Origin of the sequence: Companilactobacillus metriopterae (assembly GCF_002762335.1) — a bacterium.
Taxonomy (GTDB): Bacteria; Bacillota; Bacilli; order Lactobacillales; family Lactobacillaceae; genus Companilactobacillus; species Companilactobacillus metriopterae.
On record NZ_CP024610.1, the window covers coordinates 58,896 to 74,270 of the forward strand.

Here is a 15,375-nt window from a genome sequence, read left to right on the forward strand (position 1 = left end):
TTTTAAATTTTTAAAGTCTTGTACTAAGCCAGTTAACTAATTTATCTGCTTCTTGTTTAACATATTCTGGTTTCCAATATGTCTCTATATGTTGTGCATTTTCTATTAAAAATAATTCTCTATCTTTTGTTCCAGTGGCGTTAGCATAAGCTTTTTCTGTTAGATAGAAAGTATCCGCAGTCTTTCCTGCCATCATTAAAAGAGGAACATTAATGAGATCCATATTCTCAGATGCATCAAATGTCATTAAATTTAAAAAGCTACTTCTTGTGTAAACAAATGAAGAGTTGGGGTGTGCATGTGTCTGAGCGTAGTATGTATAACCGTCACGGTATAGTGCGTAAGGTAATTTAGCCGCATCCTCAGGTGACATCTGTTTCAAGTCAGGTGTATATTCAACTTCTTCGCCCCTTACTTCTTTTTCACGTGCTTCAGAGGCAGCTGCTAAACGTTCTTGAATTGTATTAACTTCAGAATCCATAAATCCATTACGTCTTACTAATCCTGAATTAAATGCCGATAAAGTCGCCACTACTTTAAATCTTTTATCAGTCTGTGAAGCTTTTAGAGTATATCCTCCACCCCCACAAATACCAAAAGCACCGATACGTTTGTAATCTACTCCTGGAAAAATCGAAAGAGCATCTGCCATACCATGGATATCTTCAACACGAAAAGCGGGATTATCAACCATTCGTGGTTGACCTTCAGATCCACCTTGATATGAAGCATCAGCAGCTATCGAAATATATCCGTTTTCTGCAAGAATTTGGGCAAATAATCCAGCCACCTGCTCTTTAACACCACCATTTGGGTGAGCAACTGTTAAGGCAGGATATGATTTTTTAGAATCATAATTTGCAGGAGTGTATATATTTGCAGCTATTTTCAATCCATTTAAAACATAACTAACTGGATGAATATTGACCGCGCCGTCTTTATTTTCAGTAATGGCATCCTTATAAACAAGTCCCCAAGGGTTGTCATTTACTTTGGGTAAATCATCTATCAGAACTTCTTTTAATTCCATTTTTGGCATAACATATTATCTCCAACTTTAATTTGTTAAATTGTGGTCATTCAAATATTTAGTAATATCTGATGTTTCATTAGCACGGAATCCCGTTTAAAGATCTACATATTTTCCTTGCACCATCTTTTTAAGGAACGGTGTGCTTACATCAATAGGGCTACTCATACTTGTTGTAAAAGGTATAACAGTTTTACCATTCAAATTGTACTGTTCAAAAAATGAATTAATAAACATTGGTGGTTGATGATACCAAGTGGGAAATCCTAAATATATCGTAGAGTATTTGGACATATCTATATTATTTGTAATTTTAGGTCTAGAATTATCATCAATTTGTTTTCGTGATACTTTTGTTAATTCTTCATAATTGCTAGGATAATCAGGAGAAATATTCATTTTTATTAAATCTGCACCTGTTCGTTTTTGAATCTCCTTAGCTGCAGTTTCAGTAGTTCCTGAGTTTGAATAATAAAATATCAACGCTTTACCATTTTTATTGGAAACTTTTTTTGAACTTGCAGTATTATAATTGGTTGCTATCCCATTTACTACTGGTCTATAAAAAACAAATATTGAAATTACACCCAACAAAACAACTGCACCAATTATTGATACTAACTTTTTATTCATATCATAATTACCTTCTAATTTTTGAAAATTGCCTTTAAATTTCGGTCACTTATGGGAGCTCTATAGATACCAAGATAGTTGGCATTAGCCGCAGTTACTAATTTTTTAAAAGTTGGTGCAACTTCTTCTGCCGAAGTACTCATACTTGTTATAAAACCCAAAATATTTTTATCAGATAAATCAGATTTCTCAAATAAAGTATGGATAATCATCGGTGGCATTGCCCACCATGCTGGAAAACCAACATATATTTGATCATACTCTGTAAAATCTGGTAACTTTTTAATATCAGGATGAATATTATTATTCATCTGATTTTCTGCCACTTCTGCGTATTGACTGTAATCCATTGGGTATGGATCTTTTGATTCAATTCTAAACATATCTGCATCAGTTAATCTTTGGAGTTGCTGTGCAGCTTTTTTAGTCGAACCTGACATTGAAAAATATAATATTAAGGATTTGGTCATTTTATTCATCTCTTTTGTATTAATAAACTGGTCTATCCAAGCCATCTGTTGATGGATCGGCAATTCCTACACTGTCATTTTTTAAATAATCTGGATCTTCAATAATTTTAACTACAACATCTGCAATACTCTTGCGAGATCCTGATACACCAATATATTTTTCGCCTTTGTGAGTGATCTTATAATTTACTTCACGATCATTTAACCAAGGTAATCTCAATGTAGTATATTCAAGACCTGAATTTTCCAAAATTTCATCTGAACGCAATGCTGATGGCAAGCCTCCGCCAATCATTTCTTTGTTCCATCTGCCATATTCACCAGGAACTTCGTCATAAATTCCCAAAACATTTGTATAAACTAAGCGATTTACATTTGCTGCTTTCATAGCATTTACTACATTTTTTGTTTGGATATTATCTTCTGTATGATCAACTACACCTACAAATACAATATCTTGATTTTCTGCTGCAGCTTGAATATCTGATTCACTGTCCAAACTACCTTCAACCAAAGTTACTCTAGGATTATTATTAAATTTACTTAGTCGATCTTTTTCTCTTAAAAATAGAGTCAAATGAACATCTGAATATTTATCATCCTCTAAAATTCTGTCCTCAACAATTTGAGAAATTTGGCCATTTGCAGCCATAATCAATACATTTTTTGTCATAATTATCTTCTCCATTATTTTTCATTTGAAAAATCTAGTTGTGCATTAGCATATGCATCTGTTTGTTGCTTATTTGGTACGTAATAACGAACATTTTTATTAACTTTACTAATTTCAGACATTTCTTCATCAGTTAATTCAAAATCAAAAATATCTATATTGCTCTTTAAATGCTCTGGATTTGTTGATCCAGGAATTACTATGAATCCCATTTGCATGTGCCATCTTAAAATAATTTGAACATTAGATTTATTGTATTTTTTAGCTAATTCACTAAATACTGGTTCATTGATCAAACTTGAATCACCATGTCCCAATGGATACCATGCCATAATTCTTGTTCCATATTGTTCTAATGTTTTACGTACAACATCTTGTGTGTAATAGGGATGTGCTTCAACTTGAATTACTTGTGGTTTAATTTCAGCTTCATCTAATAATTTTTGTAAATCTTCACCTTCAAAATTAGAAATTCCAATTGCCTTGATTTTTCCTTCACGGTAAGCTTTTTCAAGTTGTCTGTAACCAGCCATGAAATCTCCAGAAGGTTGATGAATGAATAATAAATCCAAATAATCTGTATCTAATCTAGCCAATGTATCATCAACAGCATTTTCATCGTTGTAAAGTGATGGCCATAATTTAGAACTTAAGAAAATTTGATCTCTTGAAATACCTGATTCTTTAATTCCTCGACCTACAGCTTTTTCATTCATATAAGCGCTAGCAGTATCGATAAGTTGATATCCAGACTGCAATGCATTTTTGACTGCATTTTCAGCATCTTCAGAACTCATTTGGAATGTTCCCAAACCAATAGTTGGCATTTCTAAATTATTATTTAACTTTACTTTTTCCACTTTGCTTACCTCTTTTTTATTTATGCGTTAATAATATATCTAAATTATCTTTATGAAAATTACTATTTAGGTATAGCGCCATACATTCAACGTATACTATTCAAATATCTGATCCGAGTAATATTCAAACTGTTTTCCTATAGACTCTGGAGTATGTTGTCCTCCATTTTGTATACGAAATTTTAAATTTTGATGATTGAACTCATTCAACTTCAACATTGCTTATATCTGTGGATTCATTGACGATTGTGTACCATCATTAGATCCAACAGATGCCAAAATTTTAAATGGTGAATCTGATCTGGTAGCTTCAGCTAATTTTGAAGCTGTTTGACTACTAGCAAGTGCACCACCATCATTTTTGATAGTCCAGCTATCTCCTGCCATTGGAATAAATGTTGAAAAATAATCCATATCATTTTCAAATACTTGCCAAGTGGTAACAGCTCCCATAGAAAACCCGCCGAAAGCTCGATGATTACGAGAGTCTTTAAATTCATTTTGACTAATACCATTGGCGTAAGTATGATATTTTCCTTCAACAGCTGGTATTAAATCATTTATCAATTCATTTTTTGCAAATTGATCATTTAATTTAAAGTCAGCATAATAATCACTAGTCACAAAATCACGACTCGGATAATAAGTAGGAAAAACAACAATCGTATTTTGTAATTTTTTCTGTTGATTTAATTTATCTAATATTTCTTTAAAATTACCTTCTCGAAAGAAATGATCAGCGCTCTCTGTCGATCCATGTAATAAATAAATTATGTTACGGGGCGTTTTTGAATCATAGTTTGGAGGTAGGTACACTACTGCATTCTTTTTGAAATTTTTTTTTTCATATGTAGTTTGATACTCAATTTGAGTAACAGTGCCTTCTTCTGATGACTTTTTTTCAACACTAGATGAATGACTTTTATCTATCGTCATACCAATACCTCCAATTATCAAAATTAAAACAATTAACAGAATAACGATAATTCTTTTTATCATCTCAATTTTGCTAGACTTGAACCAAATATTTGTTCTATTGCAACAGGATCACGGTGATCGAAAAATTGACTTTCTTTCTTATCCAAAGCAGATATTTCGTTCATTTCACTATCTGTTAATTCAAAATCAAACACGTTGATATTTTCGGCCATTCTCTCTCGACGAACAGACTTAGGAATTACAACTATTCCTCTTTGTAATAGCCATCTTAGAATAACTTGACCATTTGACTTGTTATATTTTTTAGCAATATTAGCTAACAATTCATTTGTAAATATTTCGTGTTTTCCTTCTGCAAATGGTGCCCATGCTTCAACATCAATACCTTCAGATTGAGAAAATTTAACTTCTTCTACTTGTTGATTCCAAGGATTGACTTCGATTTGATTAATTACAGGTTTAATTTTGCTTGATAATTCGAGATTCTTTAATTGATCAGGAGCAAAATTAGATACACCTATAGCACGAATCTTACCTTCTTCATATGCTTCTTCCAAAGCTCTCCAAGCACCATATACGTCACCAAATGGCTGATGTAATAGATATAAATCTATATAATCTAATCCTAATTTCTCTAAAGAGTTATCTATTCCTTTTTTTGCTCTCTCGTAATTTGCATCAGATACCCACAATTTTGATGTGATAAATAATTCTTTTCTATCTACTGAACTTTTCTTAATAGCATTACCAACAGCTTCTTCATTTTGATAAGAGGCCGCAGTATCGATTAATCGATATCCTTCTTCAATAGCATTCAACACTACTTCTTCACATTCACTTAAATCTGGAACTTGAAATACTCCAAAACCTAATTGTGGCATTTCTACACCATTATTCAATTTGACTGTATTCATTATTGTTACCTCTTTTTTATTTATGAGTTCATAGTAATACGTCAAAATACTATTGAAAATTACTTAATAAACATGCTACTATACGTTTAACGTATGGTAGGAGCAGATGATGATTGAAAACTATCTATTAGAAGAACTAGCTACCTTTGCAAGGGTGGGTACTCTGGCAGCTACAGCTGAAGAACTACTCATTACCCAACCATCGGTAACGCGTGGTATGCAAAAGTTGGAAGATGAGCTAGGAGTGAAACTTTTTGAGCGCAATCCCAACAGTATTTCTCTCACAGATACTGGTAAATACGCTGCCCAGTTGGCTCAAGAAATTGTAGAAACAAATAATAAATTTATCCTAAACGTGAAAAAATTTGAAAACATCAATAACGTTGTTAGCATTGGTTCTGTTGCCCCAGGTCCATTGATATACTTGGATCATATAAAAAAACTTCTCCCAAATAATATAGAACTAAAAAACCAGCTGTTACTCCCCGAATCTACCATAGAGGCTCTACAAAACAATGATTTTTCGATAGTTATCACCGATCAGGAAATAAATAATAACGAAATTGAGTCTAAGTTTCTGGGAACCGAATCGTTATATGTAAATATCGACAAATTTACGTTACTAGCCAATAAACCATCAGTGACATTTGATGATTTAAAAAACCAGAGTTTTTTAGTACTCAGTGATATAGGTATCTGGAAGGACAAAGTTAACAAACAAATACCTTCTGCAAAATTTGTATACCAAGAAGAAATGGAAACATTTGAAGAAATAACAAAATTTTCAAGTTTTACCTATTTCAGTTCTAGCATCACAGATGCATACGATTTCCATCGGAATGAAGATGATGATCGTGTCAGAGTACCCATCAACGAAGATGCTGCTAAAACAACCTTTTACGCTAGCTATCTTAAATCAAATAGAAATAAACTGACAGACATAATCAGCATAGCTGAAAAAAACTGGATTAAATAGAATAAAGGAAATTATTAATTATGAATATCGATAGATTAACCGCATTTGAAGATGCTGTTTTAGCAATTATAATGACAATTCTTGTATTGGAATTGAAGGAACCTGATGTTGTCTCAGTTGCAGGATTTTGGGACTTAAAATTAAACTTCTTTGCCTATGCACTTTCATTTTTCTGGTTAGGTTTAATGTGGATGACACATCACAATAATTGGAGATTACTAAGTCAGGTAAACAATAATACAGTAGTTCTAACACTGGTCTTGTTGTTTTTCTCGTCATTATTCCCATATACTACAAAGATAGTCGCTGAAAACTTTTACAATAAAACTGCTCAAGTTTTTTATGGAGTGATTATTATTATTATCTCTTTCCTAAATATTGCAATCTCTCGTAATTTAGGAAAAATCAATCCCGAAGCGGGATTAGGATTACTTTATACCTCAGCGGATAGAACTGTATACATCGATCTAGCTATAAAATTAATTGGATTAATATTAGCATTAACTGTATTCCCACCTGCAATGATGATTTCAATTTTAATCGCTAGTTGTGTTATATCAATCGATTCCCAATTAGCAAAATAAAGTTCAAATAACATAAAAATAATAGTATTAATTATAATAATTTTGTATTATATTATTCATAGGTTAATATTTTAGGGGAAATACTATGACAAAATTTTATTATAAATACATTATCTATATTCTACTTGCTCTATTTTGTTTGCTTGTTAGTTCACACCATTTGAGAACTCTATTCTGGATTGCTATTCTTATCATTGCTATAGTTTCAGCAATATTCGATATTTTGGATCACAATCAGTCGAAGTCTTCCATAGAACAACATCAACATAGACATCAATAAAAAAGCTATCTCAAAAGAGATAGCTTTTTTATTGATCAATTTTTGATATTAGGTTTCACTGTTTTTTGAAAAGTATTACGCCACATAATAAAGAATACCACAGCGATACATATACTAAATATCCCATAGTATATAATCAATGGATCATAACCTCTTTTTTCAAACACCCAACTACTTATAGGTGTTCCTGCGGAATCTCCGAACATTAGCGAAGTTTGCGATACAGCTACTATCATCGGTTTAGGGATATGCAAATTTTGAATCAAATCGTATTCATACACATCTCTAAGTTGAAAATATGCTGGATATAGCAGTGAAAACATAACAATTGTTATGAGATATTTGTAAATATATGAAAACCTGGTTGAAACTATAAAAGTAACTCCCAACGGTAATGCAAAAAATGATAGAAAATACACCGAATTACTAGTTATTCTTTCTCTAGTCATCCACAATGACCCCAGAACTGTCAGTACTCCACAGATTGTTGTATAGATACTTACCAACCCTAGCTGAGGAATCACATTCTTAATGAAAACTGGTATCAAAGGCTCATATAGTGAAACCAGGAATCCTAGTAATAGTGAAGAAATTGCCACTTTAATAAGAACACTATCTTTTGAAAAAATCTTGAACTTTGTATTCGATTCAAATGTTACTGATACTCCTTGTGGCCAAAACATCAACAAACCCATCAAACACGCTAGTGTAACGATGAATTCTCTAAGATCTATTCCTAGATGTGATAAGTAAGTTATCAAACTACCTGAAATAGCAACTCCCACTAATGTAGTTATTTGAACAATAGTATGTCTGGAACTAATAATTTTGTGTTCATTATTAGAATAATTTGAAGCCCACTCAATCAGTGAAAGTCGAATATATATCAATATAATAGTAGCTCCAAAACCGCCGATTAAACCAGAAATAATATGATAATTGAAGAATCTGCAAATATACGAAGATACATGGCAAATCCATACAGTAGAAATGCCACTTTGATAATTATATTAGAGGACACTTTACGGATATAAACAAATAATGCTTGAGTCAATGCTCCCGAAATAGCCATAGCTACATATGAATAACCATAGTTAATCAGTTGGTGTTCACCCTGATAGTACATAATCTGGGCAAAAGATGCTACGGACATTAATATATAAAAAACAAAAAAGAATACGTAATACTGGTACAAATTAAATTTTGAATTACTCACAATCATCCCCCCATTCCCCAAGTTCAAATGATTGTTAACACATTAATTTATACACAGATTAAAACATTGAGTTTAAATGTCAATAAAAATCCATTAAATCAACTCAAATAACTACCTACTCTAAGTATTTTGTATTATTGTTAAATATAAACATTATAGGAGGTTATATTTTGAAAGAGAAAATTTTGGGGTTTTTAACTCTTGTTCAAATTTATTCAGTGGTAACTTCAGTGATGCCTTTTCTATTAGGTGCATTATTTGTTGCTACTTACTATCAAACGTTTAATTGGGGATACAGTATATTATTGTTAGTCGCTGAAGTCTTCTTCCACTTGGCTGTGAATACTCACAATCAATATGTAGATTACTTTCATTTTAAGAGTGATCCAAAATTGTTTGCCAACAGCTACAATAACACTCTAGTGCGCCACAACATTACACCTAGATTTGCAATAATCACTGCTTATACATTGGCGGGTATTTCAGGAATTATTGGAATTTACTTAACTGTCAAAACTGGCTGGTTCTTATTATTGATCGGAGTTTTGAGTTTCATTGTTGGATATTTTTATTCTGGTGGTAAGCATTCGATATCATACACACCATTCGGTGAATTTGCTTCTGGTATCACTATGGGATACTTTATTACGTTAATTACTGTATATATTAATATTGCTAATACACCACAGTTTGAAAATATTTTCTGGTTAAAAACACTTTTGATCTCATTAATTTCTATTTTTGCTATTAGCAACGTTATGCTTGCTAATAACATTGCTGATTTAGATGAGGATTTAAAAATTAACCGTAAAACAATAGTTGCTTATATTGGTATTAAAAATTCAATGATTCTCTGGGTTGCTAGCTATATCTTGGGTTACTTAGCAATTGTTGCCTCAATTATCTTAGGTTATTTACCATGGTACTGTTTGATATTCCTAGTTTTAACATTCCCAATGGTTTACAAAAAAACTATGGAATTTGTTAATAAACCTGATAAAGCTACTACTTTTGTTAATTCAATTATGAATGCACAAATTTTATTACTGGCTGTCATGATTGGCTGTGTCATTGATTTATTCATATAGTTTAAAACAAAAAAAATCACTACTAAGTAGTGGTTTTTTTTATGCATCTTGGCGAGTTGTGGCAATATCTACTTCGCGGATATTAACTTCTTGGGGCATATCGTACATAAATTTAACAGTTTCAGCAACATGTTTGGGATCAAGTGTGATACCACCCATTGTTTTCTTCCATGCTTCATAATCTGATAGCGCTGATTCACTAGTAACATGAGTCAACAATTCAGTTTCAGCAGCACCTGGAGCAACCATCATGATACGTACATTCTTAGGTGCACTTTCTTCACGAATAGTTTCTGACAATCCATGTACACCAAACTTAGATGCTACATAGGCAGCGTGGTTAGTAAATGTCTTCTTACCAGCGATTGATGAAACATTCAAGATAGTTCCATGTTCACGTTCAATCATGTCGTTAAGAACGATTTGTGTACCATTTAGAACACCCATGACATTAGTATCAAGCATTGTTTGCCATTCTTTTGGACTTTGGTCTTGAACATTACCTAGTAACATCAAACCAGCATTGTTAATCAACAAATCAGTTTTTCCATACTTATCTTCGGCTTTACGAATAGCTGTTTCAAATTGATCATAATCAGTAACATCAACTGAATCGATCATTACATTATCCATACCTTTTGCAACTTCTTCTAACTTTTCAGTGCGACGTCCTAGTAATAGCAATGGAAATCCATCCGCATTAAAAATTTTAGCCATTTCAGCTCCAAAACCTGAACTAGCACCTGTAATTACTACTAAATTCTTCATATTTATATCCTCATAATTGTAAAAAGATTTTTCAAATGAATTACAGTATAATATCAATTATTGTTAACAACAAGTACGCACATTGAGGTAACCAGCAAATGGCACAATATTTGAATGAGTTCGATGCAACAATGCACCTAATACAAGGTAAATGGAAAATCATGATTATGTATGAATTATCCGAATCAGGTCCTAGAAGATTTGGTCAGCTAATGAGCCATATCCAAGATGTTTCTCACAAGACATTGACTAATCAATTACGAGAACTAGAGCGAGATCAGTTAATTACAAGGCATGATTTAACCACAGCCGAACCACATGTAGAATATCAACTAACTGGTAGAGGTGAATCTATTATCCCTGTTTTAGATGCCATCTGTGAGTGGGGCGATACTCATATAGATCCAGCACTTATGGAAAGAAATCTATGTGATGAATAAAAGAAGGTAGTTTAAATGAAAATACTAGTAACAGAAGCCAATAGAAAAATGGGTCAAGAAATTATAAAAGAGGCTTTATCTAGATCAATAGAGGTTGTAGGTGTTGCTCTCCACCCCGAAAAATTCACAAATGAAATTGCATTCATTGAAAAAAATCTTATTAATCTAACAGTGGAAGATATAGAACCTTTTGATGTAGTTATAAATGCTGTTCACTTCCCTAGGGATGCCCAGCAGCAAATTGAAAATACTAAACATTTGATAAACTTGTTGGAACAAACTCAAACACGCCTGATAGAGATTGCTTCCCCTACAAATCTTTATCAAGATTCAACCAGAAAAAAGCAAGTAGCCGATAGACTGTTGTTTAAATTTAGCAAAATAACTAAGTCAGAAATAGAATCATTTCAACTTCTACGTAACTCTTATAACTTTGATCGGCTATATGTAGCACTTTACAGTACTTTGAATTCGCCACTAGTAGATTCCACCGGAAAATATGTAATTGGCTCTGACTATATTCCCAAAAATAATTTTGCCATTTCATTTGAAGACACTGCGATTATGATTGTAGATCAAATTAACAATCCATCTACTAACAAATCAGTAATTTCAGTTTGGGGAGTAGAATAATAAAAACCACTATCTATTAAGATAGTGGTTTTTTTATTTAATTATTTTGATTGATTGTACAACCAGTCACGTACTGCAGGAATTGTGTAACCATAATCAAACGACGCCATGTGCTCCATTCCCTTATCTGAATTCTCTAAAACAGTTCCTGATTTCCAACTAATCATGTTTATGTTTTTATTTTTATCTAGTAATTTATTTACTTCAGTATTTTTCTTCTTAGCAGACCATGTTGCATCCATAGTTGTAGATGTGTAACTTGTCTTGTCTTTCTTAAGCATAGCTTGAAGATCTGTTTGTCCTTTTGAAGCACTTGAATCTCCACCAGCTACAATGTAGAAGAATTTTTGATTCTTAAGTGGTTCTAGCTGACTAACATCCCATTGACTTGATACATACAATGTAGCAGCAAATTTATCTGGATAATGTGAGTTCAAGTAGAATGATGTCATTCCACCCATTGATTGACCAGTTAGGTATAGTCTGTCTTTATCAACTGAATATTTCTTTTGAAGTGATGATAGTAAATTCATATATGCTTTTACTTGATCTTCAACAACAGATGAACCAGATTGACCAAATCCACCTTCAATAGTACTTGTCTTGAATGTAGGTACTAAAACAAAACTAGGATGTTTCTTTTGTTCTGCCTTAGTTGCCCAGATGACACCACCATAACCTTGTGTAAGTGATGACTCAACACTTTGTCCAGTTACAGAATCATCATGGATGAATGTTAACAATGGATAATCTTTGTTCTTATCGTAATTTTCGGGAACGTATAAGTTATAAGGTAATTCTACTCCTGTTTTAGGATCCTTATATGTTGTTTGAATAAACTTAGATTGTGTTTCTTTCAATACATTTTTTAGAGAAGGATCAGTAGTTGGATCATTTGTATCTGTTTTCTTAAAACTTTCAGTGGTACTTGTAGAACTAGATTTCTTCGATGAACCTGAATTAGAGCTACATGCACCTAATACAACAGTCATAATCATAAGCATAGCTGCTAGAAGTCGTAGTTTTTTCAAAAGTAGACACTTCCTATTCTTTTTTATGTTATAAATTATAGCAAGTTTATAACATAAATGGTATCATTTTTTGGCTATTTCATTTTGATTATATGATTAAAAAGAAATAAATTATAAAATAAAAAAACACTATCTCATCAGGATAGTGTTTTTTTATTTTATTTAATTAAGTGTTGTTGCATCGACAGATCTTACATATTCATTAGTTGCTACTCTCAAATAGCAATTACTCTTATGAAATCCATATGCACCAATTATTCTATCTGAATGCCATAATGTATTAGGTGCTAACATACGGTTCTGAATCTCTTTGCCATCATAAGTATATAGTTGTGCAGGACCGTTAGAAGTTATCTTTATAGTCTTGTTAGTAGCTATATAAGGGTACGTATCATCTGCCAAAATATACTCATTATTTGCTATTTGGAAATAATACTGATTTGCAATCATTACACCAGGTGATGGTGCTATCCAATCAGAATTTAGTTTAATATTATTGTCTGTTATCTTAGTTCCGGATTTATTTACTAATGTCGGATCTGAAACAGTTACCCTAACTGCAGACTGATTAATCGAATATGATCCCGCCTGTGCTCTAGAAGGAAATAAGAATACAGAAATTAATGTTATTAAAATTATACTTACCAATGATATTTTTCTTTTTGTCATTTACTTAATCCCCCACTCCAAACTGTGTATAGCCTTCTGGTATATATGCATCAGTAGCTATCTTATCCATTTGTTCATCATTTATTTTTGCAACGTCAATAATTTTAAAACCAGGTTACTTTCCAGAAAGATAATAATCTAATTAATTACTAACGCGGTATCACTAAATTTCACGAACTCGTTAGTTGCTACTCTCAAGAAATAAGTGTTACCATCTGCTGTCTGGCTCTCCATTATTCTGTCTGAATACCAGTGAGTATTAGGTGCTAACATACAATTTTTCACAAGCTGACCATCATAAGTATATAGTCTTGCGGGAACATCAGTCGTTACTTTTATAATTTCATTTGTTGCCACATAAGGATATACATCATCCGCCAAGATGTATTCGTCACTAGCTATTTGAAAATATTTTTGTCCTAATATATCTATTCCATATTGAGGTGCTGCCCAATCTGAATCAAGCTGAATATTATTATCTACTATATTGTTACCAGATTTATTTACCAAAATGGGATCTGGAACAGTTACCTGCACTGCAGAATGTTCTTCTGCATAAGATAAAGAATCTGCTTGTGTATTAGTAGAAAATGTAAAAAATGAAAATAGCGCTATTAATACTATACCTAATAATAATGATATTTTCCTCTTCATAATCTATCCCTCCTATACAACTAAAATCATAGTCTGTTTTGAGAGAAAGATAATATTCATTCCCTTAATACAAAATTTTATTTATATAGAGAATAAAAAACACTACCTTCAAGACAGTGTTTTTTTTTAGTTAATATAATTTATCTAATTCATTACTAGATATGCATCACTAAATCTAACAAATTCGTTAGTCGCTACTCTTAAGAAATAACCACTACCATCTACTGTATGACTTCCCATGATTCTATCAGCATACCAAAGAGTATTTGGTGCCAATTGACGATTTTTAATGACCTGGCCATAGTATGTATAAAGTGGGGTAGGCACGTCAGAGGTCACCTTAATAATTTCATTAATAGCAACATAACTATATGCATCATCTGCCAAAATGTACTCGTCACTAGCTATTTGATAATAATATTGACCAAATATTTCAGTTGTCGATTCGGGTGTTGCCCAATTTGTATCCAGTTTAATATTATTATCTACTACCTTAACTCCTGATTTATTTACCAAAATAGGCTTAGGGACAATTACCTGAATTGCTGAGTGTTCTTCTGGATATAGAAATGGTAGAGAATCTGCTTTTGCATTAGCAGGAAGTAGAAATACTGACAATACTGCTACTAATACTATGCCTAATATTACTGATATTTTTCTTTTCATAATTTCTTATCCCTCCTGTACAACTAAAATCATAGTCCGTTTTGAGAGAACGATAATGTGCATACCATTAATACAGAATTTTATTTATATATAAAATAAAAAACACCACCTTGAAGGTAGTGTTTTATTAATTATAATTAGTTTAATTTTTTCTTGCTTACAACTTTTAGTTTGTCGTCTAAATCATAAACTACTGGTTCACCAGTTGCCATTTCAACGTCCATGATATCTTCATCAGAGATGTTTTCGATATATTTTGTCAGGGCACGTAGTGAGTTACCGTGAGCAGCGATGATAACGTTCTTGCCGTCTAATAGTTTAGGAGCAATTTCGTCTTCCCAGAAAGGAATTACACGTTCTAGTGTAACTTTAAGGTTTTCACCACCTGGAATTGCACGAGGGTCCAGATCAGCGTAACGACGGTCGTTAGCTGCTGAACCTGCATCAGATGCATCCAATAGTGGAGGAAGTGTATCGTATGAACGTCTCCAGATGTGAACTTGTTCATCACCGTATTTTTCAGCTGTTTCAGCTTTGTTCATTCCTTGAAGTGCACCATAGTGACGTTCGTTAAGTCTCCATGATTTAACTTCTGGAACAAATAATTGATCACTACCTTCAAGTGCGTAGTGAAGTGTCTTGATGGCACGAGTAAGAACTGATGTATAGGCTTGATCGAATTCAATACCTTCTTCTTTAAGAAGTCTACCAGCATTTTGAGCTTGCTTAACTCCTTCTTCACTAAGGTTTACATCAACCCATCCAGTAAATTTATTTTCCAAATTCCATTCACTTTGTCCGTGACGAATGAAAACTAGTTTAGACATATTCAAATTCCTCTTTTCATTTCT

General features: G+C 32.5%; 21 protein-coding genes. 6 read left to right on the top strand and 15 right to left on the bottom strand.

What is annotated here, in order from left to right; all coding sequences use genetic code 11:
- Window positions 1-10: 10 nt before the first annotated feature.
- The 7 genes from CS873_RS00330 to CS873_RS00360 form a co-directional block, all read right to left on the bottom strand.
- The gene (locus tag CS873_RS00330; RefSeq protein ID WP_099973908.1) at window positions 11-1,039 is read right to left on the bottom strand and encodes an alpha/beta hydrolase; all 1,029 of its coding nucleotides are present in this window, start codon (window positions 1,037-1,039) and stop codon (window positions 11-13) included.
- Window positions 1,040-1,126: 87 nt separating this feature from the next.
- Window positions 1,127-1,663 (bottom strand): flavodoxin, encoded by a 537-nt coding sequence (locus CS873_RS00335; protein WP_099973909.1) that lies wholly within the window; start codon window positions 1,661-1,663, stop codon window positions 1,127-1,129.
- A 14-nt stretch (window positions 1,664-1,677) separates the two neighbouring features.
- On the bottom strand, window positions 1,678-2,133 hold the full coding sequence (locus CS873_RS00340; protein WP_169922422.1) for a flavodoxin: 456 nt from the start codon (window positions 2,131-2,133) through the stop codon (window positions 1,678-1,680).
- Window positions 2,134-2,152: 19 nt separating this feature from the next.
- On the bottom strand, window positions 2,153-2,806 hold the full coding sequence (locus CS873_RS00345; protein ID WP_099973911.1) for an NAD(P)H-binding protein: 654 nt from the start codon (window positions 2,804-2,806) through the stop codon (window positions 2,153-2,155).
- Window positions 2,807-2,820: 14 nt separating this feature from the next.
- On the bottom strand, window positions 2,821-3,633 hold the full coding sequence (locus tag CS873_RS00350) for an aldo/keto reductase (protein WP_099975313.1): 813 nt from the start codon (window positions 3,631-3,633) through the stop codon (window positions 2,821-2,823).
- Window positions 3,634-3,888: 255 nt separating this feature from the next.
- Window positions 3,889-4,602, bottom strand: a complete 714-nt coding sequence (locus tag CS873_RS00355; protein ID WP_169922423.1) for an alpha/beta hydrolase — start codon at window positions 4,600-4,602, stop codon at window positions 3,889-3,891.
- 59 nt (window positions 4,603-4,661) lie between these two features.
- On the bottom strand, window positions 4,662-5,519 hold the full coding sequence (locus tag CS873_RS00360; protein WP_099973913.1) for an aldo/keto reductase: 858 nt from the start codon (window positions 5,517-5,519) through the stop codon (window positions 4,662-4,664).
- Between the two features lie 106 nt (window positions 5,520-5,625).
- On the opposite strand from CS873_RS00360, the gene CS873_RS00365 reads away from it, so the two are divergent.
- The 3 genes from CS873_RS00365 (at window position 5,626) to CS873_RS00375 (ending at window position 7,359) form a co-directional block, all read left to right on the top strand.
- Entirely contained in the window at window positions 5,626-6,495 is an 870-nt protein-coding gene (locus CS873_RS00365) for a LysR family transcriptional regulator (protein ID WP_245823060.1), read from the top strand.
- Between the two features lie 20 nt (window positions 6,496-6,515).
- On the top strand, window positions 6,516-7,079 hold the full coding sequence (locus CS873_RS00370; protein WP_099973915.1) for a TMEM175 family protein: 564 nt from the start codon (window positions 6,516-6,518) through the stop codon (window positions 7,077-7,079).
- Window positions 7,080-7,164: 85 nt separating this feature from the next.
- The gene (locus CS873_RS00375; RefSeq protein ID WP_099973916.1) at window positions 7,165-7,359 is read left to right on the top strand and encodes a hypothetical protein; all 195 of its coding nucleotides are present in this window, start codon (window positions 7,165-7,167) and stop codon (window positions 7,357-7,359) included.
- A 35-nt stretch (window positions 7,360-7,394) separates the two neighbouring features.
- On the opposite strand, the gene CS873_RS00380 is transcribed toward CS873_RS00375, so the two are convergent.
- On the bottom strand, window positions 7,395-8,249 hold the full coding sequence (locus CS873_RS00380; protein WP_099973917.1) for an MFS transporter: 855 nt from the start codon (window positions 8,247-8,249) through the stop codon (window positions 7,395-7,397).
- Between the two features lie 26 nt (window positions 8,250-8,275).
- Window positions 8,276-8,575, bottom strand: a complete 300-nt coding sequence (locus tag CS873_RS00385) for a hypothetical protein (protein ID WP_138108113.1) — start codon at window positions 8,573-8,575, stop codon at window positions 8,276-8,278.
- Between the two features lie 170 nt (window positions 8,576-8,745).
- Here CS873_RS00385 and CS873_RS00390 point away from each other — a divergent pair, with 170 nt between their 5' ends.
- Window positions 8,746-9,663 carry a prenyltransferase gene (locus CS873_RS00390; RefSeq protein ID WP_245823061.1) on the top strand — a complete coding sequence of 306 codons (918 nt, stop codon included), beginning with the start codon at window positions 8,746-8,748 and terminating at the stop codon, window positions 9,661-9,663.
- A gap of 39 nt (window positions 9,664-9,702) precedes the next feature.
- On the opposite strand, the gene CS873_RS00395 is transcribed toward CS873_RS00390, so the two are convergent.
- On the bottom strand, window positions 9,703-10,431 hold the full coding sequence (locus CS873_RS00395) for an SDR family oxidoreductase (protein ID WP_099973919.1): 729 nt from the start codon (window positions 10,429-10,431) through the stop codon (window positions 9,703-9,705).
- A gap of 98 nt (window positions 10,432-10,529) precedes the next feature.
- On the opposite strand from CS873_RS00395, the gene CS873_RS00400 reads away from it, so the two are divergent.
- A complete protein-coding gene (locus CS873_RS00400; protein ID WP_099973920.1) occupies window positions 10,530-10,871 on the top strand; it encodes a winged helix-turn-helix transcriptional regulator in 342 nt (113 codons plus the stop codon).
- A 15-nt stretch (window positions 10,872-10,886) separates the two neighbouring features.
- Window positions 10,887-11,504, top strand: a complete 618-nt coding sequence (locus tag CS873_RS00405) for an NAD(P)-dependent oxidoreductase (protein ID WP_099973921.1) — start codon at window positions 10,887-10,889, stop codon at window positions 11,502-11,504.
- A 41-nt stretch (window positions 11,505-11,545) separates the two neighbouring features.
- Here CS873_RS00405 and CS873_RS00410 read toward each other — a convergent pair whose 3' ends face one another.
- The 5 genes from CS873_RS00410 to CS873_RS00430 form a co-directional block, all read right to left on the bottom strand.
- A complete protein-coding gene (locus CS873_RS00410) occupies window positions 11,546-12,535 on the bottom strand; it encodes a carboxylesterase family protein (RefSeq protein ID WP_099973922.1) in 990 nt (329 codons plus the stop codon).
- 162 nt (window positions 12,536-12,697) lie between these two features.
- Window positions 12,698-13,204: an SLAP domain-containing protein gene (locus CS873_RS00415; RefSeq protein ID WP_099973923.1), complete on the bottom strand. Its 507-nt coding sequence runs from the start codon at window positions 13,202-13,204 to the stop codon at window positions 12,698-12,700.
- A 138-nt stretch (window positions 13,205-13,342) separates the two neighbouring features.
- The gene (locus tag CS873_RS00420; protein WP_099973924.1) at window positions 13,343-13,858 is read right to left on the bottom strand and encodes a hypothetical protein; all 516 of its coding nucleotides are present in this window, start codon (window positions 13,856-13,858) and stop codon (window positions 13,343-13,345) included.
- Between the two features lie 144 nt (window positions 13,859-14,002).
- Window positions 14,003-14,524 carry an SLAP domain-containing protein gene (locus tag CS873_RS00425; RefSeq protein ID WP_099973925.1) on the bottom strand — a complete coding sequence of 174 codons (522 nt, stop codon included), beginning with the start codon at window positions 14,522-14,524 and terminating at the stop codon, window positions 14,003-14,005.
- A 137-nt stretch (window positions 14,525-14,661) separates the two neighbouring features.
- A complete protein-coding gene (locus CS873_RS00430; protein ID WP_099973926.1) occupies window positions 14,662-15,351 on the bottom strand; it encodes a 2,3-diphosphoglycerate-dependent phosphoglycerate mutase in 690 nt (229 codons plus the stop codon).
- Window positions 15,352-15,375: the final 24 nt, after the last annotated feature.